This is a genomic window from Longimicrobium sp. (assembly GCF_036388275.1).
Taxonomy (GTDB): Bacteria; Gemmatimonadota; Gemmatimonadetes; order Longimicrobiales; family Longimicrobiaceae; genus Longimicrobium.
On the sequence record NZ_DASVSF010000013.1, the window covers coordinates 13,761 to 33,352 of the forward strand.

Consider the following 19,592-nt stretch of genomic DNA (forward strand, 5'->3'; position numbering starts at 1 on the left):
GCGGACGGCCAGACTGTGCGGATGAACGACTTCCTGAGGATCGTGCTCCCCGTGCTGGCCATCGCCGGCTGCCTGGCGCTGCTGAACCGGCTCATCCGCTCGGTGGCCCGGCTGGGCGTCGCCTGGATGGAGTCCACCGCCGCCGCGGGGCTGGCGGAGGTCAGCGAGCGCCGCGGCGACATCACGGGCCTGATGGAGCGCCGCGAGTCGGAGCAGGGGATTCGCCGCAACCGCCGCAAGGAAGTGGTGTTCGCCGCCGGCTACCTGCTCCTGCTGCTGGTTCCGCCGCTGACCGGCGTGGCGCGCGAGGTCTACGCCGCCGGCGCGCTCCTGTGGGTGCTCCCGAAGCGGCGGATCGTCCTTCCCGCCACGCTCCGGCCGCCCACACAACGCTGAGGGTTCGCGTCTCGACGAACTGCCGGCGCATGCCGCTGGGGGCCCCTCCCCCGGCCCCTCCCCGCATGCTGCGCATGCGGAGAGGGGAGAATTCGATCCCGGTTCGGCAACGGGGGTGATGTCATCCCGATGGAGCGGCCCCGGCCAACCTGCCTCTACACGGTAGCAGGCAGCGACTGAGGGATCCGCCACACACGGCGCGATGAGCCCCCATGCACGCTCTACGTCGGGGCTCGTCCGTTGGTGATCGTCGGCTACGATGAAAGCCCGGGCCGCGGGGCGTCGGCCAGGTATGTGGCGGATCCTTCGGTCGCTGCGCGGTTTGGCGTACGGGCTGGTTCGATGTGGCCGCTCCTCAGGATGACAATGGCGCAGGCCCGAACGACTCGCGGCGGCACCCGCGAGGGTGCCGCCGCTTCGGTCATCTACCTGCCCGGCCGGATCAGTTGGCCGGGGCCGCCGCCGTCGTCGCGGTGCCGTCTTCGGCGATGATCTTCGTGACCGGCACCAGGTCGGTGGGCACCGCCTCCGGCTCCTCTACGAGCCGCCCGAACATCGACGGCAGCTCCACCCCGCCGATGTTCTGGATCACGTCCATCATGGGCGGCAGCGTGCCCGCCAGCCCCTGCAGGAAGCTGCCGGTGGCCTTGCCGTTGCCGCCGTCCCACACCACCACCTTGTCCATCTTGATGTTGCTGATGGCGGTGGCGGCCGTCTGGGCCAGGTTGTCGATGTGCTCCAGCATCAGCATGCTGTACGCCTCCTTGCTGCCGCCGCAGGCGTCCACGATCAGCTTCAGGCCCTCGGCCTTCTTGGCCATGATCTCGTACTGGCCGCGCGCCTCCGCCTCGAGCTTGGCGTAGATGGCTGCCGCCTCGGCCTGCGCCTCGAGCTTGCGCTTTTCCGCCGCGGCCTCGGCCTCGACGATGGTGCGTGCCTTCTCGGCCTTGGCCGGCGCTTCCAGCTGGGCGCGGCGCTCGGCTTCCACACGCTCGGCGTCGGCCAGCGCGGCCTTGGCCATGGCGCGGTTCTGCGACTCCTGCACGGCGGCCTCGGCCTCGCGCTTGCGCGTTTCGGCCACCTGGTAGGCCTCGGCCTCGCGCACCTTCAGCTGGGCCTGCGTGGCCACGATCTGCGCCTGCGACTGCGCCTCGCCGGCGATGGCCTTGGCGTCGGCATTGGCGACGGCTACGCGCTTCAGCTGCTCAGCCTCCTTCACCGCCATGTCGCGCTCGAAGGCGGCCGTCTGCTCGCCCACCTTCTGCTCCTTGTCCAGCTCGGCCACGCGCACCGCCTGCTCGCGCGCGGCCTCGCGGATGCCGATCTCGCGCAGCTTGTGGGCGTTGGCCACCTGGATCACCCGCTCGCGCTCGGCGTCGGCCACGCGGATCTCGCCCATCTTCTCCTGGTCGGCCACGTCGCCGCGGGCCTTCTGCACCGCCTCGGCCGCCGCCTTGCGGCCGATGGCCTCGATGTACCCCGACTCGTCGTTGATGTCGGTGATGTTCACGTTCAGCAGCACCAGCCCCAGCTTCTTGAGCTCGGGCTCCAGCGACGTCTGGATGTTGTGCAGGAACGAGTCGCGGTCGCGGTTGATCTCCTCGATGCGCATGGACGCGATCACTTGGCGCAGCTGGCCGAAAATGATGTCCTGCGCCTGCCGCTTGATCTGCTCGGGCGTCAGCTTGAGCAGGCGGATGGCCGCGTTCTGCTGGATCTCGGGCTCCGTGCCGATCGCGACCGTGAACACGCTGGGCACGCTCACCCGGATGTTCTCGAACGAGAGCGCGTCCTTCAGCGGAATGTCAATCTGGATGGGCTCCAGGCTCAGGTAGTCGTACTCCTGGAAGATGGGCCACACCATGGTGCCCCCGCCCGAGATGCACTTGGCCGAGTTGCCGCGGCCCACCGAACCCGACACCACCAGCACCTTGTTGGCGGGGCAACGGCGGTAGCGCGAGGTGGCGAAGAACAGCAGCCCGATGACGGTGACAACGAGCAGGAACGCGCCGCCGCCCATGATGGCGCCGGGGTCCATCTGGAGCACCGCGCCCAGCTTAAGAGGGGACATCGAGAAGACCTCCATACGAGGGTGAGGGAGCCACTTCGACGGTGCCGGGACCGATGATGTCCACGACGACCACGTTCGCCCCGGTGGCCAGGGGCTGCTCCGAAATGGCCAGGCACTCCAGCGTGCGGCCCTGCACCGTCAGGTGCACCTTGCCCGGGGTGGAGCGCCCCCCGGGAATGCTCAGGTAAACGCGTCCGGACTCGCCGATGGCGTTGTGCATCTGCAGAGAGCCGTCGCTTTCCATGCGCAGCATGGCACGCGTCGCCGCCGCCACGCCCAGCGCCGCCCCCGATCCGACTGCCAGCCCAACGAACAGGGCGAGCAGGGCCGGCAGGCCAAGCGATTGGATGAACAGCCCGCCCAGGCCAAAGAAGCCCAGCCCGGCGGAAAGCGCGCGGACGCTCTTCAGGTTCAGCGTGTCGGCCGCCTCGCCCGCGTGAAAGTCGCCGTGGTCGAAGCCAAGGTCGTGCTCCACCACGCCCAGCATGCTGAGCACGAGCTGTAGAACCAGGACACCGCCGCCCAGGACGGCGCAAGCCAGAAATACGGTCGTCACGAAGAGGTTCCCCGGAAGGGTGGATCGGGGATGGGGCGGGAACACTTGACGTCGAAGCTACCGGCGCTCCCGGCCCCTGTCAACGGAGCCGTACGTGGTTGGGCGGAAGTGAGTTTCGGAGCCCTGGCCGGAGTAGCTGCCAAGGCTCCTGTTTCCGCCGCGGGCGCGACGGAGGGGGTCAGCGCTGGATCCAGACCGCGGTGCCTCCCTTGCCGTCCGTCCGCGTTTCGTCGGCGTCGTACACCTCGGTGCTCAGCCCCCCGATGGTGCCGCCGCCCACCAACTGTACCAGCTGCCAGCCTCGGGGCTTGGGATTGGAAACCCCGTCGACGTTGTACGCCGCCCAGTAGCTGGAGAACTTCAGCGAGCCGTACAGCTGCTTGCCCGTGAGCCCCGGCTGGTAGCCCACGTACAGGCCGGGGACGTACCCGGCGTCGGCGACGGCCGTGTACCAGGCGTTGCAGTAGCCGATCACGTCGGCGGCGCTGGCGTCGTTCGAGACCGATTCCAGGTCGCACCACACGTTTACTCCGGGCGGAAAGCCGATCTGCTGCGAGAACTTGGCGGCGTTCGCCCCGTACTCCTGGCCCAGCGTGGTGGTGGGCTGCCACCCCGGGTTCAGCACGTGCTGCACGGGCATCAACCCGAAGCCCTGGTTCAGCAGGATCTCCGCTTCGGCCGTCGTCAGGTCGTACGAGGCCATCTGTGTGCGTCCCACGTAGCGAAGCGCAAAGCGGTACCCGGCGTCCCAGAACGCCTGGGCCGCCTCCGCGTTGACGGGGGTGTTGGCGTCGAAGCCGCGGAGTCCCGCAGGTGCGGGGGTAACGTTTCCGGAGAGTGGCATGGAGGGCTCCTGTGGGTTGGGAAAGGGCCAGCGGGCCGCGGGGAGGCGTGGTGCGGCAGCTACGAACAATAGCCGCCATCCCTCACCGGGGACAGCGCACTTGTGTAGCTGTTCAACTCGAGCGTCCGTAATGAAATCGAGCTTGGAGGAAGTCGACGTGCTCGCTCGACATGCGGTACGTCAGGCGATGCTCCTCTGTGATTCGGCGCGACCACACGCCGTGTTCGCCCTTGAGCGGCTCCGGCTTGCCGATTCCCGCCCGCGGATCACGCGCGGTTTCCTCGACCAGTCGTACGATTCGGTCCGCCACGCGTGGATCGGTCTGAACCCAGAACCGCAGGTCTTCCAGAAAGCGTGGGTGCAGGCGCGGAAACCTGGCCGGCGTCTCTGGCGGACCAGCGGGAGCGCGGGGAGTCTGCTTGGCTCCCTTACGACGCCCCGCCACGGAGTTCCCGGCGCAGATCGTCGAACGTGAATGGAACCATGTTGCGGTTGGCGCGCGAGTCGTCGATTGCTTCTCGCAGTCGCGCCGCGTTTTTCGGCGAGCCGAACAGGTACGTCGCCGCATCGGCCAAACGTGGGCGCCGATGGGCGAGGCGCCGTACGAAGGCACCGAGCTTCTTGTTTTGTGCAGGCATGCGCTCTCTCCCGTGTTTACGCTCTGGACGATCGCGCATGGGTGTGCTCCCTGTCAATATGCGGTCATAAACTGGTACCACCTCTGGCCCGATCGGATCGTGGAGGAGGGCCCGGCAGTTACGTACGAGCAGTTCGTTGCTGGTTCAGCGTTGCGGAAGCGCTTCCAGCGAGGCGCGCAGTTCCGCCGCGAGCGCCGCGTCGCCGTTCACGAACGACGTCCACGAGACGGAGAGCCCCTTCCGCTTTCCCTTCTGCACCACCTGCACCCCCTCGGGCGAGATCGTCACCGTGTAGGTGGTGCCCTCGATGTCCAGCTCACGCTTGATGGGCTTGTCGAGCTTAGTCGCCATGTTCCGCGTACTGGGCTGCGGGTTTCGAACGGCGCGTGCGGACGCTGGCGGGCGGGGCCGCCGCCAGTTCCTCCTGGTATCCGCGGATGGCCTTCTCGACCGTACCCTCGGATTCCGGCATCAACTCCAGCTTCAGGATGCATCCCACCGCTTGTGCATAGCGCTGCAGCGTGGAAAGGCGGATGTCCTCCGCGTGGTTCTCCATTCGGCTGATGGCCGACTTGTGCGTGCCCAGCCGCGCGGCCACCTGTGCTTGCGTGAGCTTCGCGTCGTCGCGCGCCGCCCTGAGCAGGAGGCCGAGGTGGAACGCCTGGTAGCCGCGATCATAGCTCTCGCGGAACTCGGGATGTTGCAGAGCGGTTTCGGCGATGAAGCGATCCAGATCATCCACGCTGCTCCCTCCTGTTCAGGTAGTCTCGCCGCCGCCGGTGTGCTACTTCCAGTTCCAACACTGGCACTCGCTCGGTCTTCTTCGAGAACCCGCTAAGGAGCACGACCAGCTTCGGGCCATCGAAAAAAACACAGGAGACGGTAAGCGTTCCCGCCGTGCTGGACTCGAACTTCCCACAGCTCGTCCGTACCCCGCAACTTCTTCATGAGCTTCGGCGGGACATGAGCCAGATTCCTGACATCTTCGAGGGCGCGTGCCACCTTTGAGCTAGCCTCTACCGTGAGGCTGCGCAGAAACTCCTGAACCGGTGAGCGCCCGGATGCGGTGCGGTACCACTCGATGTCGCGCATCCGAAGTTAACGTTGATGTGAACCGCGCGGAAGGCTTTCGCGGGAGACAAGTGGACGAAGTGCCATCCTGTCCCGCAGGGCATACCCACCGCAAGGTGCAGCGTAAACTCCGTCGCGCCTGTGGCTTGGAAGGGGCGGGCTTCGTACGCCAGGGACCGTGCGGGGGCGGATATGGACGCGAAAAAGCCCCGCCCGGAACTCGTCCGGGCGGGGGCTTTCTGCAGGGCGATCAGGTCAGTACGCCTTGATCTCTTCGATGGCGGCGAGCACGTCTTCGGGCTCGGGCAGGATGGCGCGCTCCACCTGCGGCGCGTAGGCCACCCACGTGTCCATCGACGCCACGCGCTTCACCGGCGCGTCCAGCCAGGGGAACAGGTCGTCGGCGATGCGGGCCGCGATCTCGGAGCCGATGCCCCACGAGAGCGAGTCCTCGTGCGCGACGATCACCCGATTGGTCTTCTTCACCGACTCGGCGATGCTCTCCATGTCGAAGGGCGCCAGCGAGCGCAGGTCGATCACCTCGGTGCTGATGCCGTGGCGCTCCTGGGCCACCTTGGCGGCCACGAGCGACCGCTGCACCAGCGCGCCGCAGGCGACCACCGTGACGTCGGTGCCCTCGCGCACCTTCTTCGCCTTGCCGAAGGGGATCATGAAGTTGGGGCCGGGATACTGCCCCTTGTTGTACACCTGGCGGTACAGGTGCTTGTGCTCCAGGAACAGCACCGGGTCTTCGCAGCGGATAGCCGTGCGCAGCAGCCCCGCCGCGTCCGTCGCGTTCGACGGCAGCACCACCCGCAGCCCGGGGCAGTGCGCGAACAGGCTTTCTCCCGTCTGCGAGTGGTAGATGCTGCCGCCCTTCAGGTATCCGCCGTAGGTGGTGCGGATGACCACGGGCGAGGCGAAGGTGTTGTTGCTGCGGTACCGCATGGTGGCCAGCTCGCCGCGAATCTGCATCATCGCCGGCCAGATGTAGTCGAAGAACTGGATCTCGACCACCGGCTTCAGCCCGCGCAGCGCCATCCCGATCGCCCGGCCCACGATGTTGGCTTCCGCCAGGGGCGAGTTGAACACGCGCGTGCCGCCGAACTCGCGCTGCAGCCCGGCCGTCACCTTGAAGACGCCGCCCTTGCCCTTGACGTCGTTGATCATCTCCTCGCGGCTGACGTCGGCCACGTCCTCGCCGAACACCATGATCCGCGGGTCGCGCCGCATCTCGTCGCGCAGCGTGGAGTTGATCAGGTCCACCATCGTGGTCTCGCCGCCCGACGGCCGCGGATCGTCCTCGGTGTCGAACTGCTCGGCCGTGGGGTCCACGTCGGGCGAGAACAGGTACAGCATGGCGGTCGACGGGTCTGGCTGCGGCGACGCCAGCGCCTCGTCGGTCGCGCGCTGCACCTCGGCGTTCACCTCGGCCTCCATCTGCGCCAGATCGTCCGCCGTAGCCATCCCCAGTTCCACCAGCCGCGTGGCTGTGCGGGTGATGGGGTCGCGGAGGGCCTCGTCGGCGCGCATGGCGTCGGTCTTGTAGAACTTCTCGTCGTCCGACAGCGAGTGGCTGTACGGGCGGATGACCTTGGCGTGCACCAGCGCGGGGCCCTTGCGGCTGCGGGCGTACTCCACCGCGCGCCCCATCACCTCGTGGCTTTCCCAGAGGTCGGTGCCGTCGCAGGTCTGGATGTACAGGTCGGGGAAGCCGACGACCAGCTTGCTGATGCTGCCGCCCGCCGTGTTCACCTCTACCGGAACGGAGATGGCGAACTCGTTGTCCTCGACGATGTAGACGACGGGGAGCTTGAGGTTGCTCGCCGAGTTCAGGCTTTCCCAGAACTCGCCCTCGGAGGTGGTGCCGTCGCCCGTGGTGACGAAGACCACCTCATCGCCGTGCGCGCGGGTGGCCTCCACCAGCGGCTCGCCCAGCTTCTGCGAGCGGACGCCCGCCTCGGCCGTGCCCACCGCCTGCAGGAACTGCGTCCCCGTGGGCGACGACGTGCTGACGATGTTCAGCTTGTGGTGGCCCCAGTGCGAGGGCATCTGCCGGCCGCCCGACGACGGGTCGGCCTCGGCGCCCACCGCCTGCAGCAGCTGGTCGAGCGCGGTCATCCCCAGTGCCAGCGAGAACGCGCGGTCGCGATAGTAGAAGTAGAACCAGTCGTACCCGGGGCGGGCGTGCGCCGCGGCGGCCACCTGGATGCCCTCGTGGCCCGCGCCGGAGATCTGGAAGAAGATCTTGTTCTGCTGCTTGAGCTGGATTTCCTTGTCGTCGAGACGGCGGGAAAGCAGCATCGTGCGATAAAGTCCGAGCAGCGTCTCGCGATCCAGCGCGGGCGCGGCGTCGGCTTTGGGCTTCTTCTTGGTCGTGAGGGCCATGGCTGAATCGCGTGGTCTCAACGTCAAAACGCGGGCGGCGCGATGATGCTCGGCCGCCCGGGAAAACTGCGTGCAACATATCCGCGCGGCACGTCTCGGGCCAGTGTCAGCGGAAGTGCATCGTCACAATATCCGAGCGAGTGCGGCTTGGGTGGCCTGCTGCAGGAAGGCGACGGCTTGGTCCCGAGTTACTGTTGGGAAGTTCTCCAGGAATTCATCGAGGCTGTACCCACCTTCCAGCCACTCCATCAGTATCTCTACGGGTACCCGCGTGCCGCAGAACACCGGAGTTCCTCCCAGGATCTCCGGGTGGCTGTGGAACACCCGCTCTCCGAGCATCCGCATCGGCCGCTCTCTCCCGTAGTGTTTTCTTCACGAGGCCGTGAAGCCCGCGCAGCAATCGACGGATCCAGGGCCGCGCACCGAAGCAGCACGCACACCGGGCAAGCCAGTCCACGCAGGTGGACTTCGTGTGGTTGTTGCAGCGAATTCATTCGCCCGTGCAGGCCTGGGGCGGCTCCACAGTCCGAAGATCCGAGTCCCAAACGACCGAATCGCTGCCGCGCCCCGCCTGAGAGGTGTCTCGGAGTAGATCCTTCGGCCCGGGCAGGTCATGCCGCGGGCGAATGTGGTGCGCCTGGGCCTGAATAGAAAAAGTCCAGTTCGTCCAAATCATAAACGGCGCCCGCGAGCCCTTTTCATCCCTCAGGGTCGGCCGGAGGACGGTGAAAGACTCAGGATGACAAATTTTAGGCTGATGATCCAGATTCTTGCGGCGGCTACGCTCATGAGGTCGGCGCCGTGGCGGAATCCAATCTGCTTCGCATCCCGTTCAGATGCAGGAGAACCGCCAGCACCACCACCAGCGCGACGAGCGCCATCCATCCATCCACCACCTTGCCCGTTCCCCAGAACCACTCGTCCGCCCCGGGCGAGCGGCGCGTGGCGAAGCCGTAGAACTTCAGCCAGAAGATCCACCCCGCGTGGATGCCGATGGAGGCCGACAGGTCGCCCGTCCACTGGTACGCCAGCCCCAGGATGGTTCCGGCGAGCGCCAGGCTGAGGACCGCGGGGACCAGCGTCCGCACCTCCGTCATCCCCGCCAGGGTGGTGGGCAGAATGCGGATTCCGGAAAGCCAGTCGACCTTCGCCGGGTTGGCCGCCCGCTCCATGAAATGCGTGATGGCGTAGATGCCGCTGCTCACCGCGAGCGCCGCGGGCCAGCGCATCGCCCGGCGCAGGCTGCCGAAGATGGCGCCGCGGAAGAGCAGTTCCTCGATGACGGCCACGATCAGCGCCGTCGCCAGCACGCCCAGGAACTGCGCCGCGAGCTCGCCCGCCGTGCGGTCCTTCAGGATTCGCCCGCCCGCCAGCAGCGCGACGGCGCAGACGCCGGCGAGCGAGGTGAACCCCAGCCCGAACCCCGCGGCGAAGCCCTTCCACCGTACGAGCCCCGGTGCGACGCCCACGTCGCGCCATCTGCGGATGCCCGCGGCGCGGATGAAGACGGGCAGGCCGGCGAGCGCGGTGATCAGCAACCCGCGGTTCAGGTACCGCGAGAACTTCATCCGCGAGATTTTTTCCATCGCGGGAACGGATTCCGCCAGCGAGTGCACCGTCCAGTACAGCCATGGCGCCAGTAGTGCGCCGCCGATGAACACCGCCGCCAGGTACAGCCCCAGCGCACGCACGGGACGCCGGTCGCGGGGCGAATCCGCCGATGCAGGAGTCGTCGTCATCCGGGTGCCAGGCATGAATCTCGCTGCCGTCCGGCGCCACCGGATGTTCCCCCCTCTACGTGGAGTTGCGTACCCATGAAGAAGCTGAAGCTGGAGATCGAGTCGCTGAACGTACAGAGCTTTGCGGTCGCTGCCGATGATGCCGAGCAGGGCACCGTGATGGCGCATAGTGGCTTCACCAACTGCGGCGGGATCACCTGCATCATGTCGCTCTGCCCCGACTGCGGCGGCACGGTGGGCGGCGGCGACTGACCCGCGCGAGGCCCGGCTTCACCGCCGGGCCTCGATCATTCCCCCGCTCTCCGCGGGAAACTAGCGCGGCCCGCGGCGCGGACAAGGCCCGGCCGGGTTCGCGCACCCCCCGCGGGATGCCCGGTCGACCTGGCCGTCCCAACCTCCCCCGAGCCCCTTCCTGACCACGAATTCCAGCGCTCCGACCTCCCCGCCACACCCGTCTTCCTCCCCGCTTCTCCCCGTCTGCCCCAAGCGTTTGCTTGCCTCCACGGCGTTCGCCTGCATATTTCCCGGATACACCCATTCGCCGCACGCCACGCACGGAGCTCATCATCGGCCCGATCGCACACCTCGCGGCCCACGACGGGCCGGCCTTTTCCGTAGCCCCGGGCGTCTGGCGCATCACCACGCCCCTTCCGTTTCGGCCATCGGAGGTGCACGCCTACGTGGCCGCGCTGGACGATGGGCGCCTGGTGCTGGTGGACGGCGGGTTGAACACGGACCCGGCGTGGGAGGCGCTGGACGCGGGTGTCCGCGCGGTGGCGGGTGGATGGGCCGCTGTGGCGCTGCACGTGATCACCCACATGCACATGGACCACGTGGGGCTGGCCGCCCGGGTACGCGGCGCGTGTGGCGCGCCGGTGCTGATGGGGCAGCTGGATGCCGAACGGATGGCCCACGCCGCCGCGGAGCCCGAGGACGAGGCGGAGTACCGCGCCGCGCTGCTGCGGCGGTGCGGCGCGCCGGACCCGGTGGTGCGCGCGGTGGAGGAGGCGCGCCGATCGGCCGAGCCGCTGGCGCCCGCCGTGCATGTGGACCTTTCGCTTGCGGGCGATGGGGGCGACCTGCCCGGCGCGCCCGGGTGGCGCTGGCTGTGGACGCCGGGGCACACCGCGGGGCACGTTTCCCTGCATCGGCCAGCGGACGGCGTGGTGATCGGGGGCGACGTGGTGCTGCCGCGCATCACCCCCACGCTGGGCGTGAACCGGCAGCGGGAAGACCCGGTGGCGGACTACGTGCACGCGCTGGACCGGCTGGAGGCGCTGTCACCGTCCCTCGTCCTCCCCGGCCACGGTGCTCCCCAGGAGGGGGTCCGCCGCATCCGCGAGCTGCGCGACGCGGCGAACGGCGAAACGGAGACGGTGGCGGGGCTGCTCGGCGCCGAGCCGCGCACCTGCTGGCAGGTGGTGGACCTGCGCTATCCCGGGCGCGAGATGAGCGTTTCTACCCGCATGCTGGCCCTGCGCGAAACGCTGGCGCACCTGGACCGGCTCGCCGCCGCCGGCCGCGCGGCGGTGGCGGAAGAAGCGCCCAGCCCCGCGCGCTTCGCGGCGGGCTGACGCGCCTACATCGACGGACTGGAGAGGTGGATGACGTCCAAGCTGTTCTGGATCCTGCTGCTGGTGGTGGCCGCCGTGGTGCTGGTGAAGCCGCTGCGCGACCGCGCGTCGGGGTACATGGAGCCGGCGCTGAACCCCCTGTACGAGTGGAACACCCGCAACCGCGTGCACGACCTGCAGCGGCTGACGGCGCGGGAGATCTCCGCCGACCGAGAGCTGCCCAGGCCCAGGGACTTCCACACGTTCATCAGCAAGCTCGAAGGCGGGAAGTCGGCGGTGGACTCGTGGGGGCAGCCGTACTACCTGACGGTCAGCCGGCGTACGTACCAGGTGGGGTCCAGCGGCCGCGACCGGGTGCGCGGCACCCCCGACGACATCCTGTCGGAGCCGGCGCCTCGCGCCGGGACCTGACCATTCCCGCGCCATCGAACCGCGGCACGCACGCCGCACCGAGCCGTTTGAGACACGGACGATCATGCTGAAAGTTGGGCTGACGGGAAACATCGCGGCGGGCAAGTCCACCGTCGCCAGCGCGTGGCGGGAGCTGGGCGCGACGGTGATCGACGCCGACGAGCTTTCACGCCAGGCGGTGGAGCCCGGCACCCCCGCGCACGCCGCCATCGCCGCGGAGTGGGGCACGTGGGTGCTGGAGGAAGGCGGAACGCTGGACCGCGCGGCGCTCCGGCAGATCGTCTTCGCAGACCCCGACGCCCGTGCGCGGCTGGAAAGCATCGTCCATCCCGCCGTCGCCGCGCTCCGCGACGACTATTTCCAGGACGCCGCGGCCCGTGGCGAGCCGCTGGTGGTGGCCGACGTTCCCCTGCTGTTCGAGGTGGGGATGGCGGACGAGTTCGACGTGGTGGTGCTGGTGGACGCGCCGGAAGAGACGCGGCTGATGCGGCTGGTGGGCGACCGCAGCCTGGAGCCCGACGAGGCGCGCCGGATGATGGCGGCGCAGATGCCGGCGGAGCTCAAGCGGGCGCGCGCGGACGTGGTGATCGAGAACACGCGCTCGCTGGGCGACCTGCAGCGGCGCGCGACGGACGTGTGGGCGGCGCTGGTCGCCCGGGCCGACGCGGGTGGCTGAGGGATGGCTGCGCGTGGACATGCACGTGCACACCCGCGCCTCGTACGACTCGCTGAACGATCCTGACGGCATCCTGGCCGCGATGGACCGGCGCGGCATCCATCGCGTGGTCATCACCGACCACGACGAGCTGCACGCGGCGCTGCGCCTGCGCGACCGCGCCCCGGACCGCGTGATCGCGGGTGAGGAGGTGCGCACGCGCGAGGGGCCGGACATCATCGGCATCTTCCTTTCCGAGCGCATCGCCCGCAACACGCCGCTGCGCGAGGCGTGCGAGAACATCCGCGCGCAGGGCGGGGTGGTGTACGCGCCGCACCCGTTCGACGTGCGCCGGCGGGGCGGGGGCGAGCACCTGGACGCCGTTGCAGACCTGGTGGACGTCGTGGAGGCGCACAACGCGCGCAGCTGGGGCGCCGGGGTCAACGAACGCGGCGAGGCGTGGGCGCGCGCGCGCGGCAAGCCGCTGGGCGCGGGGAGCGACGCGCATTCCGCGGGGGAGATCGGCACCGCGTACGTGGAGGTGCCGCCCTTCGAGATGACGCGGGAGGGCTTCCTGGCGGCGCTGCGGGCGGGGCGCGTGGCCTGCCGCGGAACCTCACCGCGCGTCGTCGCGGCGCGCTCCGTGTACGCACGGGCGCACAAACTGCTGTTCGGCGGCGGACTCCCCAACGAACCGGAGTGAGAGGATGAAGAAACTGATCCTGCTGCTGGCCTTTGCCCTGGCCGCGTGCGGCGGCGAGCCCGAGACCCACACGGGAGACCCCGCGGGGAACGAGATCGAGCCCAAGGCCGACACCGCGAAGGTGGACGTCACTGGCAAGAACGGGCCGCGCACCGGCGGCTGAGGCTCGTCCGCATTCCACACCTTCGACGCGAGGCCAGGACCGGGCCTCGCGTCGCTGTTTGCGGCCCGCGGCAGCAAGAAGCGAGTCGCCAGGAAAACTGCCGCTTGCCCGCATGAAGACAAGCCGGCAGTTTTCCTGATGGCCTACGAACCTCTCTCCGCGCTGGCGCTGGCCGCCGTGTTCCTGGTTTCGGTGCTGGGGGGCGGCATCAACGCCATCGCCGGCGGCGGCACGCTCGTCACCTTTCCGGCCCTCGTGGGGCTGGGCGTCCCCGCGCTGACGGCGAACGCCACGAGCACCGTGTCGTTGTGGCCGGGCGCGTTGAGCAGCATGTGGGGCTATCGTGGCGAGCTGCGCGGCGCCCGTGCCTGGGTGCTGCGCCTTACCCTGCCCAGCATCGCGGGCGGGGTGCTCGGCGCGTGGCTTCTGCTGCGCACCCCGCCCGATCGCTTCGCCCTCATCGTTCCGTTCCTGGTGCTGGGCGCCACGCTCCTGTTCCTGGGGCAGGCCCCGCTGATGCGCCGCCTGCGCGGGAGTGCCGCCGCGCCGCCGACCGCCACGGAGGTGCCGGACGGCCGCGATCCCGAGGCCGCCCCCTGGCTGTTCGCCGCGGGGCAGTTCGCCATCGGAGTGTACGGCGGCTACTTCGGTGCGGGAGTCGGCATCCTGATGCTCGCGGGGCTGGGGATGATGGGCTTCACCAACATCCACCGCATGAACGGCCTCAAGAACTGGGGCGCCAGCTGCATGAACGGGGTGGCCGCCGTCATCTTTGCGCTCAGCGGCATCGTGGACTGGCCGGTGGCGCTGGCGATGGTCGCGGGCGGGCTGCTGGGCGGGTACGCGGGATCGCGCATGGCCCAGCGCGTCAGCCAGCAGCGCGTACGCCACGCGATCGTTGCCATCGGCCTGGCCTCGTTCGTCTTCCTCCTTCTGCGCCCGTTCTGACCGCATACGCCTGGAACGAAGCGGGGGCGAGCACCTGGCTCGCCCCCGCTTTCGTCCATCCGCCGCGTGGCCGCGGTTACTCCTCGTCCATCCCCTGCTCTTCGCGGGCCGCGGTCAGGTAGCGGCGCAGGTCGTCCTCGCTGAGACCGGCCAGCTGGCGGAGGATGCCGTGGAACTGCTCGCGCGTGGCGCCGGCCTCGTCGCGGGTGAGCTCGTCGTCGATGTCCACCCGCCATCCCGCGTCGTCCTCGTCCTCGTCGGGGGCGGCCGTGGGGTCCAGGTTGCTGAGGGAGTGGAACACCAGCGTGGCGCCCAGCGCGTTGGGGTCGTCGACGTACGACGAGATCTCGGCCTCGGCCATGTAGATTTCGCCTTCCGCCTCGAAGATACGGAAGCCGAGGGCGACCCCGAACCCTTCTTCCCCGTGCCCGTGATCGTGCTCGTGCGTCTCGCTCATCGTTCCTCCGGATTGGTGACTGGCTGCTGACGGTGCTGCTGCGGCGGCAAGATACGCACCGGCGAACGCGGGGGACAGGGCGGCGTTTCGCCTCGTCCGCATCGCACGGGGGCACGCATCGCGATCCGCGGCGTATCACCCGGACTCCGGTCCCGCCGTCGTGGCGGGGCCGGAGCTTTTTACTCTCGACAAGCCGGATCGCTTTGCGTCCTTCGTCCGTATACGTAGCGCTCATCCTGGTGCAGGTGTTCTTCGCCACGCTCCCCATCGCCGTGAAGATCGCCCTGCGCGACCTTTCCAGCCCGGCGCTGGCGCTGCTGCGCGTGACGGGCGCCGCGGTGCTGTTCCTCGCCATCCACTTCGCCACCGGCGGCCAGCGCGTCAGGTCGCGGGCGGACTACCTGCGGCTGGCGCTGTACTCCGTGTTCGGCGTAATCCTGAACCAGCTGCTGTACATCACCGCGCTGACGATGACCACGGCCACGGCCGCGCAGACGCTGGTGACGGCCGGCCCGGCGCTGACGCTGCTGGTGGCCATCCTCATGCGGCACGAGTCCGCCACCCCCGCCAAGTGGCTGGGCATCGCCCTCGCCGGCTGCGGGGCGCTGCTCCTGGTGGGAGTGGGGCTTCACCAGGGGAGCGTGCTGGGAAACCTGCTGGCGCTCAGCAACGTCACGGCGTACTCCGTGTACCTGGTGATCTCGCGCGGCATCCTGGCCCGCTACAACGCGCTGACGGTGATCACCTGGGTGTTCGTGTTCGGGGTCGTCGGCATCTTTCCCTGGGGGATCGCGCCGGCCATGCGCGAGGTGGGCGGGATGGGCGCGGCCACGTGGGCGGCGCTGGCGTGGATCGTGGCCGTGCCGACGGTGGCCGCGTACTACCTGAACGTGTGGGCGCTCGCCCGCGCGGAAGCCAGCCTGGTGGCCATGTTCGTCTACATCCAGCCGGTGATGACGGCGTCGCTCGCCATCCCCTTTCTGGGCGAGCGCCCCTCGCCGCGGATGATCCCGGCGACGCTGCTCATCTTCGCGGGCGTGTGGGTTTCCATCCGCGCCGGCCGCGCGGCCAAGGCCCGGGATGGGCGGGTGTCGGCGGCGGGGCAGGAGGGGTAGCGGGGGAGTGCGTGAGTGCGAAAGTGCGAAAGTGCGGAAGTGCGGAAGTGCGGAAGTGCGGAAGTGCGGAAGTGCGGAAGTGCGGAAGTGCGGAAGTGCGGAAGTGCGGAAGTGCGGAAGTGCGGAAGTGCGGAGGGAACCAGTAGCTCCGCCGCGGGCATCTGTCATCCTGTGAGGCCCAGGCGCGCTGTACCGGCCCGTAGCACCCACGTCGCGGGCCGAAGGATCTAGCCGCTGACACGTACAAGCCAGGACGCGGCAGCGGTCATCGGTGCCTGGGCCCCGGCTGCCGTGGGGCCCTCACCGGCCGCGCTGACACGCGTGCCACCCTCTCCCACAAACAGCGTGGGCGAGGGGGTACACCCCAGGGTCGTGTGCGCTGGTGGCAGGCCCGGCGCTCGGGCGGGCGCCCCCCATCCCCAACCCTTCCCCCGCAAACTGCGCGGGGGAAGGGAGCCAGTCGAGTGCACGTGGCCAGCCGAAGCGCAGTTCAGGTCTCCCCCTCCCCTGCGCAGCGGGGGACGGGGGCCGGGGGGAGGGGGCTCTCAAGGCATGCACCGGCAGCCACTCGAACCCCGATCGAATTCTCCTCTCCCCCATGGGGTTTATGGGGGAGAGGCAGGGAGAGGGGGGTGGCCGCGGCATGCGCCAACGTCAGACCGATCTGGACAGCAGTTCTCCCACTCCTCTGGGAAGCGAGGCTCGCTACAGCCTCGGCCCCATCAGCGCGGCGGCTTCGGCGGACGTGAGCACGGGGATCACCTCGAAGTCCACCAGGTCCTTCCACTGGTCGATCCACTCGTCCAGCAGCTCGCGCCGGTCGCACTCCATCACCTGGAAGCAACGCTGCAGGTCCGGCGTCACCCAGCTGCTGACGTATCGCAGCCCCTCGGGCGCAAGCCGGCCGCGGTCGCGGAACCGCCGGTAGACGGGAGCGGGATCACCCCGGAAGTCCTCCAGCACCATGTAGAGCATCCATCCTCCCGGGTTTCGTGTGGATGCAGGCCGGTTGCTTCAGCGGCCCCCGCGGGAGGGCGGCTCCACGCAGGCCAGGCCGTCCAGCATCGCCTCCAGTGCGTCGGGAGACACGACTCCGTTCACCAGGATCTCGCCATCCGCGCCCAGCCTCACCTCGATCCGCTGTGGATCGGACTGCAGCTCGTCGCGCAGGTGGGCGTACCGCGGCGTCAGGAAGTGGAGCCGCTGGTTGCTGGAGCCGGCCAGCCCCGCCGCGCCGCCGGTGCGGCCCGCGAGAAAGGGGCCGTCCACCAGGAGGTCCGTCGCGTCGAGCAGCGCGTCCCAGTCCGCGCGGGCGCCGCGCCGGAGCGATTCGATGGTGTAGCCGCTGTAGGTGAGCACGGAAAGTCCCTCCGCGCGGAGCAGCGCCGCCACCTGCGCCAGCGGGCCCGCCTGGGCGAAGGGCTCCCCGCCCGCGAAGGTGACGCCCTCCACCGGCGGCCCGTCCAGGATGCGCCGGGCCAGGTCTTCCACCGAAACCGCTTCGCCGCCGTCCTCCGGCCAGGTCCACGGCACCGCGCACCCTGCGCAGCGGATGGGACATCCCTGCACCCAGACGCACGCGCGTTCGCCGGGGCCCTCCACGCGGGTGGACGCAAGGAAGCGGGCGATGCGCAGCTGCACGTCAGTAATCCACCCGCCGGCCCGTCGGACGCGGCGGCGCGGCGCGGGGCGTGGTGAAGGCGAGCGGCCGGATGCGCTCCCGGATGTGCGGCTTCAGGTCCAGCGCGTCCGCGAAGTCCTCTACCGATGCGAACCCGCCGCGGGCCTCGCGCAGCTCCACGGCGCGCTGGGCGAGAATTGGCCCGATCCCCGGAAGCGCGGCGATGGCGGCCTCGGGCCCCGCGTTCAGGTCCACGAGCGCGGACGCCTGAGGTGAGGACGCGGGGGCGCTCGGCCAAGGTGCGGCGGGGGGCGTCAACGGAGCGTATGTGGCGTCGACCGGCATGACGCGGGTGGCTCGCGGTGCCGGCGAGCTGCGCCTTGCGTCGCCGGACAGATCTGCGTCCAGGCGGATCAGGAACTCCGGGCGCGCCATGAAGGCGTGCACCGTGCCGACGAACCAGAGCGCCACGACGATGAGGCCCGTCCAGTTGTCGCTGTTGTCCGTGAGCGCGAGCGCGGAGACGAACCCGAGGAAGTAGACGGCAGCCGCCACGATCCAGGGACGGTGGCGCGCCCGGATCCCGGCGTACAGGAACGCCGCCCACGCAAGCATTCCCACGCTCGCCGGCGGTACCAGCACCCAGGCGGATTGCAGCAGTTCCCACCCCAACCCGCGTTTCGTGATCGCCATCTCGCTTCACCTGCCGGAGCGCCGCGCCCGCCGGGGCCGCGCGTGTGGATGTGGGGGGAGGATCAGAAATCCACCACGCGCCTGCCCGTGCCGGGAGCCGGGGGAGCGGAAGGCGTCGGGGGCGTACCCAGCACCACCCGGGGGCGCAGTCGCTCCAGGATGTGCGGCTTCAGCGCCAGCACCGCGCCGAACTCTTCCAGCGAGCCGAACCCGCCACGCGCCCGCCGCTCCTCCGCGGCCCGCCGCGCCAGCACCGGGCCGATCCCGGGGAGCGCCGCCAGCTGGTCTTCCGGCGCGTTGTTCAGGTCTACCGCGGTGCCGGCAGGCTCGGCGTGCACCGGCTGTACGGGGCGAGGCGGAAGCGCCGGGGCCGGCGGTGGCGGCGGAGGCGGGCCGCCCTCGAACAGGGCCCACGGCGCCGCGGGAACGTCGTGGAACTCGGCTTCCTCCGCCACCTCGCGGCGCAGGTGTGCGTACGGGTCGGTGCCGTGCACGGTGTCCAGCCGCCGCAGGTACTCGTTGCGCACCCACACCGCGTGCACCATCGAGACGAGCCACAGCGTCATGAAGATCCCGCCGACCACCTCGTTCGCCGTTTCGCTGTACGGGATGGGCGACGCGGGCTCCGCCACCGCGGGCGGCGGCGCACCGGCGGGCGGCGTCTTCGGCTTGGTGGGCAGGAGCCCGAGCGCCACCCAGCTCACCAGGTAGAAGAAGCCGGCGATCACCCACTTGCGGGTGCGCGTCTTCCGGCCGGCGTACAGGAACGCGGGGCCGGAGAGCAGGCCGAAGCAAAAGGTCAGCAGGATCCACCACGACTGGCCCCACTCCCACGCCGCCCCGCGATTCGTGACGGCCATCGCTCAGCTCCCCCGCACCTGGCGCCGGCGCACCTCGTCAGTCCGGACGTCGTCCGCCCGCACGTGCTCGGCCTGCTGGTACTCCGCCGTGTACGCGGAATCGACCGTCTCGGCCTCCAGCAGCTCCTCGAGGATGGCGATGTAGTCGGTACAGCGCTTTCCCTTGGCGCCGTGCACCTCGGCCTGCACGGTACCGTCGGGAAAGATGCGAACGGTGAACGCCTCGCTCATCGGCCCGCCCTCACCGGCATGGCGTAGCGCAGGACCACCGAGCCGTCGGCGTCGACCTTCTCGCGCTCCAGCTTCATCCCCCGCTGCGCGGCCTTCTGCTTCAGCCGCTCGTACACGCGCGCCTGGACCAGCCGCGCATACTCGTGCTCCACCGCGTCGACGAACGCCCGCGCCCGCTCGTCGGTCACGGTGCCGACGAACACGGCGTCGTGCCGCCCCTCCGCGCCAGGCTGAAATACGATTTGCGCGGTATCGAGGAGGCTGTGCACGCTGCCCGCCTCCTCCACCGACGCGCAGCCGTAGTCGTGCAGCGCCGCGCGGAGCAGCTCCGCGTCCTTGATGCGCGTGGGAAGGCGCAGCACGCGGCCTTCGCTCTCGTCGCTCCCCGCGAACAGGCGCGGCATGGCATCGGCGGCGGCGATGATGATGGGGACCAGCAGGAGCGAAACACCCATGGC

Annotated in this window: 27 protein-coding genes; 9 read left to right on the forward strand and 18 right to left on the reverse strand. The window is 69.6% G+C overall.

Annotated elements, in window-relative coordinates:
* Positions 1–21: 21 nt before the first annotated feature.
* Positions 22–396: a hypothetical protein gene (locus VF632_RS04875; RefSeq protein ID WP_331021733.1), complete on the forward strand. Its 375-nt coding sequence runs from the start codon at positions 22–24 to the stop codon at positions 394–396.
* Between the two features lie 442 nt (positions 397–838).
* On the opposite strand, the gene VF632_RS04880 is transcribed toward VF632_RS04875, so the two are convergent.
* The 11 genes from VF632_RS04880 to VF632_RS04925 all read right to left on the reverse strand — a co-directional run bounded on the left by VF632_RS04880 (position 839) and on the right by VF632_RS04925 (position 9,703).
* Positions 839–2,467 (reverse strand): flotillin family protein, encoded by a 1,629-nt coding sequence (locus tag VF632_RS04880; RefSeq protein WP_331021734.1) that lies wholly within the window; start codon positions 2,465–2,467, stop codon positions 839–841.
* Positions 2,454–3,023, reverse strand: a complete 570-nt coding sequence (locus VF632_RS04885) for a hypothetical protein (RefSeq protein WP_331021735.1) — start codon at positions 3,021–3,023, stop codon at positions 2,454–2,456. The genes VF632_RS04880 and VF632_RS04885 overlap by 14 nt, the downstream gene beginning before the upstream one ends.
* 178 nt (positions 3,024–3,201) lie before the next feature.
* Positions 3,202–3,867 (reverse strand): glycoside hydrolase domain-containing protein, encoded by a 666-nt coding sequence (locus VF632_RS04890; protein ID WP_331021736.1) that lies wholly within the window; start codon positions 3,865–3,867, stop codon positions 3,202–3,204.
* A 112-nt stretch (positions 3,868–3,979) separates the two neighbouring features.
* Positions 3,980–4,312 carry a Txe/YoeB family addiction module toxin gene (locus tag VF632_RS04895; protein ID WP_331021737.1) on the reverse strand — a complete coding sequence of 111 codons (333 nt, stop codon included), beginning with the start codon at positions 4,310–4,312 and terminating at the stop codon, positions 3,980–3,982.
* A complete protein-coding gene (locus VF632_RS04900) occupies positions 4,296–4,505 on the reverse strand; it encodes a hypothetical protein (RefSeq protein WP_331021738.1) in 210 nt (69 codons plus the stop codon). The genes VF632_RS04895 and VF632_RS04900 overlap by 17 nt, the downstream gene beginning before the upstream one ends.
* A gap of 144 nt (positions 4,506–4,649) precedes the next feature.
* The gene (locus tag VF632_RS04905) at positions 4,650–4,856 is read right to left on the reverse strand and encodes a hypothetical protein (protein ID WP_331021739.1); all 207 of its coding nucleotides are present in this window, start codon (positions 4,854–4,856) and stop codon (positions 4,650–4,652) included.
* A complete protein-coding gene (locus VF632_RS04910) occupies positions 4,846–5,247 on the reverse strand; it encodes a helix-turn-helix transcriptional regulator (RefSeq protein ID WP_331021740.1) in 402 nt (133 codons plus the stop codon). The genes VF632_RS04905 and VF632_RS04910 overlap by 11 nt, the downstream gene beginning before the upstream one ends.
* A 92-nt stretch (positions 5,248–5,339) precedes the next feature.
* The gene (locus VF632_RS28020; RefSeq protein ID WP_349263967.1) at positions 5,340–5,597 is read right to left on the reverse strand and encodes a type II toxin-antitoxin system RelE/ParE family toxin; all 258 of its coding nucleotides are present in this window, start codon (positions 5,595–5,597) and stop codon (positions 5,340–5,342) included.
* Between the two features lie 234 nt (positions 5,598–5,831).
* Positions 5,832–7,964, reverse strand: a complete 2,133-nt coding sequence (locus VF632_RS04915) for a dehydrogenase E1 component subunit alpha/beta (RefSeq protein WP_331021741.1) — start codon at positions 7,962–7,964, stop codon at positions 5,832–5,834.
* Positions 7,965–8,087: 123 nt separating this feature from the next.
* Positions 8,088–8,309, reverse strand: a complete 222-nt coding sequence (locus VF632_RS04920; protein ID WP_331021742.1) for a DUF433 domain-containing protein — start codon at positions 8,307–8,309, stop codon at positions 8,088–8,090.
* A 440-nt stretch (positions 8,310–8,749) separates the two neighbouring features.
* Positions 8,750–9,703: a CPBP family intramembrane glutamic endopeptidase gene (locus tag VF632_RS04925; RefSeq protein WP_331021743.1), complete on the reverse strand. Its 954-nt coding sequence runs from the start codon at positions 9,701–9,703 to the stop codon at positions 8,750–8,752.
* Between the two features lie 75 nt (positions 9,704–9,778).
* On the opposite strand from VF632_RS04925, the gene VF632_RS04930 reads away from it, so the two are divergent.
* The 7 genes from VF632_RS04930 (at position 9,779) to VF632_RS04960 (ending at position 14,157) form a co-directional block, all read left to right on the forward strand.
* Positions 9,779–9,955: a hypothetical protein gene (locus tag VF632_RS04930; protein WP_331021744.1), complete on the forward strand. Its 177-nt coding sequence runs from the start codon at positions 9,779–9,781 to the stop codon at positions 9,953–9,955.
* A 416-nt stretch (positions 9,956–10,371) separates the two neighbouring features.
* Positions 10,372–11,277, forward strand: a complete 906-nt coding sequence (locus VF632_RS04935; protein ID WP_331021745.1) for an MBL fold metallo-hydrolase — start codon at positions 10,372–10,374, stop codon at positions 11,275–11,277.
* Positions 11,278–11,307: 30 nt separating this feature from the next.
* On the forward strand, positions 11,308–11,688 hold the full coding sequence (locus VF632_RS04940) for a hypothetical protein (RefSeq protein ID WP_331021746.1): 381 nt from the start codon (positions 11,308–11,310) through the stop codon (positions 11,686–11,688).
* 64 nt (positions 11,689–11,752) lie between these two features.
* Positions 11,753–12,364 carry a dephospho-CoA kinase gene (gene coaE / locus VF632_RS04945; protein WP_331021747.1) on the forward strand — a complete coding sequence of 204 codons (612 nt, stop codon included), beginning with the start codon at positions 11,753–11,755 and terminating at the stop codon, positions 12,362–12,364.
* Positions 12,357–13,046, forward strand: a complete 690-nt coding sequence (locus VF632_RS04950; protein WP_331021748.1) for a PHP domain-containing protein — start codon at positions 12,357–12,359, stop codon at positions 13,044–13,046. The genes coaE and VF632_RS04950 overlap by 8 nt, the downstream gene beginning before the upstream one ends.
* Positions 13,047–13,050: 4 nt before the next feature.
* Positions 13,051–13,209 (forward strand): hypothetical protein, encoded by a 159-nt coding sequence (locus tag VF632_RS04955; RefSeq protein ID WP_331021749.1) that lies wholly within the window; start codon positions 13,051–13,053, stop codon positions 13,207–13,209.
* A 138-nt stretch (positions 13,210–13,347) separates the two neighbouring features.
* Positions 13,348–14,157 (forward strand): sulfite exporter TauE/SafE family protein, encoded by an 810-nt coding sequence (locus tag VF632_RS04960; RefSeq protein ID WP_331021750.1) that lies wholly within the window; start codon positions 13,348–13,350, stop codon positions 14,155–14,157.
* A 76-nt stretch (positions 14,158–14,233) separates the two neighbouring features.
* On the opposite strand, the gene VF632_RS04965 is transcribed toward VF632_RS04960, so the two are convergent.
* Positions 14,234–14,614, reverse strand: a complete 381-nt coding sequence (locus VF632_RS04965; protein ID WP_331021751.1) for a hypothetical protein — start codon at positions 14,612–14,614, stop codon at positions 14,234–14,236.
* 203 nt (positions 14,615–14,817) lie between these two features.
* Here VF632_RS04965 and VF632_RS04970 point away from each other — a divergent pair, with 203 nt between their 5' ends.
* A complete protein-coding gene (locus VF632_RS04970) occupies positions 14,818–15,729 on the forward strand; it encodes a DMT family transporter (RefSeq protein WP_331021752.1) in 912 nt (303 codons plus the stop codon).
* Between the two features lie 705 nt (positions 15,730–16,434).
* Here the strand turns inward: VF632_RS04970 and VF632_RS04975 are convergent.
* The 6 genes from VF632_RS04975 to VF632_RS05000 form a co-directional block, all read right to left on the reverse strand.
* Positions 16,435–16,704 carry a DUF3303 domain-containing protein gene (locus VF632_RS04975; RefSeq protein ID WP_331021753.1) on the reverse strand — a complete coding sequence of 90 codons (270 nt, stop codon included), beginning with the start codon at positions 16,702–16,704 and terminating at the stop codon, positions 16,435–16,437.
* 39 nt (positions 16,705–16,743) lie between these two features.
* Positions 16,744–17,370: a 4Fe-4S single cluster domain-containing protein gene (locus tag VF632_RS04980; RefSeq protein ID WP_331021754.1), complete on the reverse strand. Its 627-nt coding sequence runs from the start codon at positions 17,368–17,370 to the stop codon at positions 16,744–16,746.
* Between the two features lies 1 nt (position 17,371).
* Positions 17,372–18,043: a helix-hairpin-helix domain-containing protein gene (locus VF632_RS04985; RefSeq protein ID WP_331021755.1), complete on the reverse strand. Its 672-nt coding sequence runs from the start codon at positions 18,041–18,043 to the stop codon at positions 17,372–17,374.
* Positions 18,044–18,105: 62 nt separating this feature from the next.
* Complete coding sequence (locus VF632_RS04990; RefSeq protein ID WP_331021756.1) at positions 18,106–18,903, reverse strand: ComEA family DNA-binding protein; 798 nt, start codon at positions 18,901–18,903, stop codon at positions 18,106–18,108.
* Between the two features lie 3 nt (positions 18,904–18,906).
* Positions 18,907–19,134, reverse strand: a complete 228-nt coding sequence (locus VF632_RS04995) for a DUF2997 domain-containing protein (protein WP_331021757.1) — start codon at positions 19,132–19,134, stop codon at positions 18,907–18,909.
* A complete protein-coding gene (locus VF632_RS05000) occupies positions 19,131–19,589 on the reverse strand; it encodes a hypothetical protein (RefSeq protein ID WP_331021758.1) in 459 nt (152 codons plus the stop codon). Before VF632_RS05000 ends, VF632_RS04995 begins: the two co-directional genes overlap by 4 nt.
* Positions 19,590–19,592 lie beyond the last annotated feature (3 nt).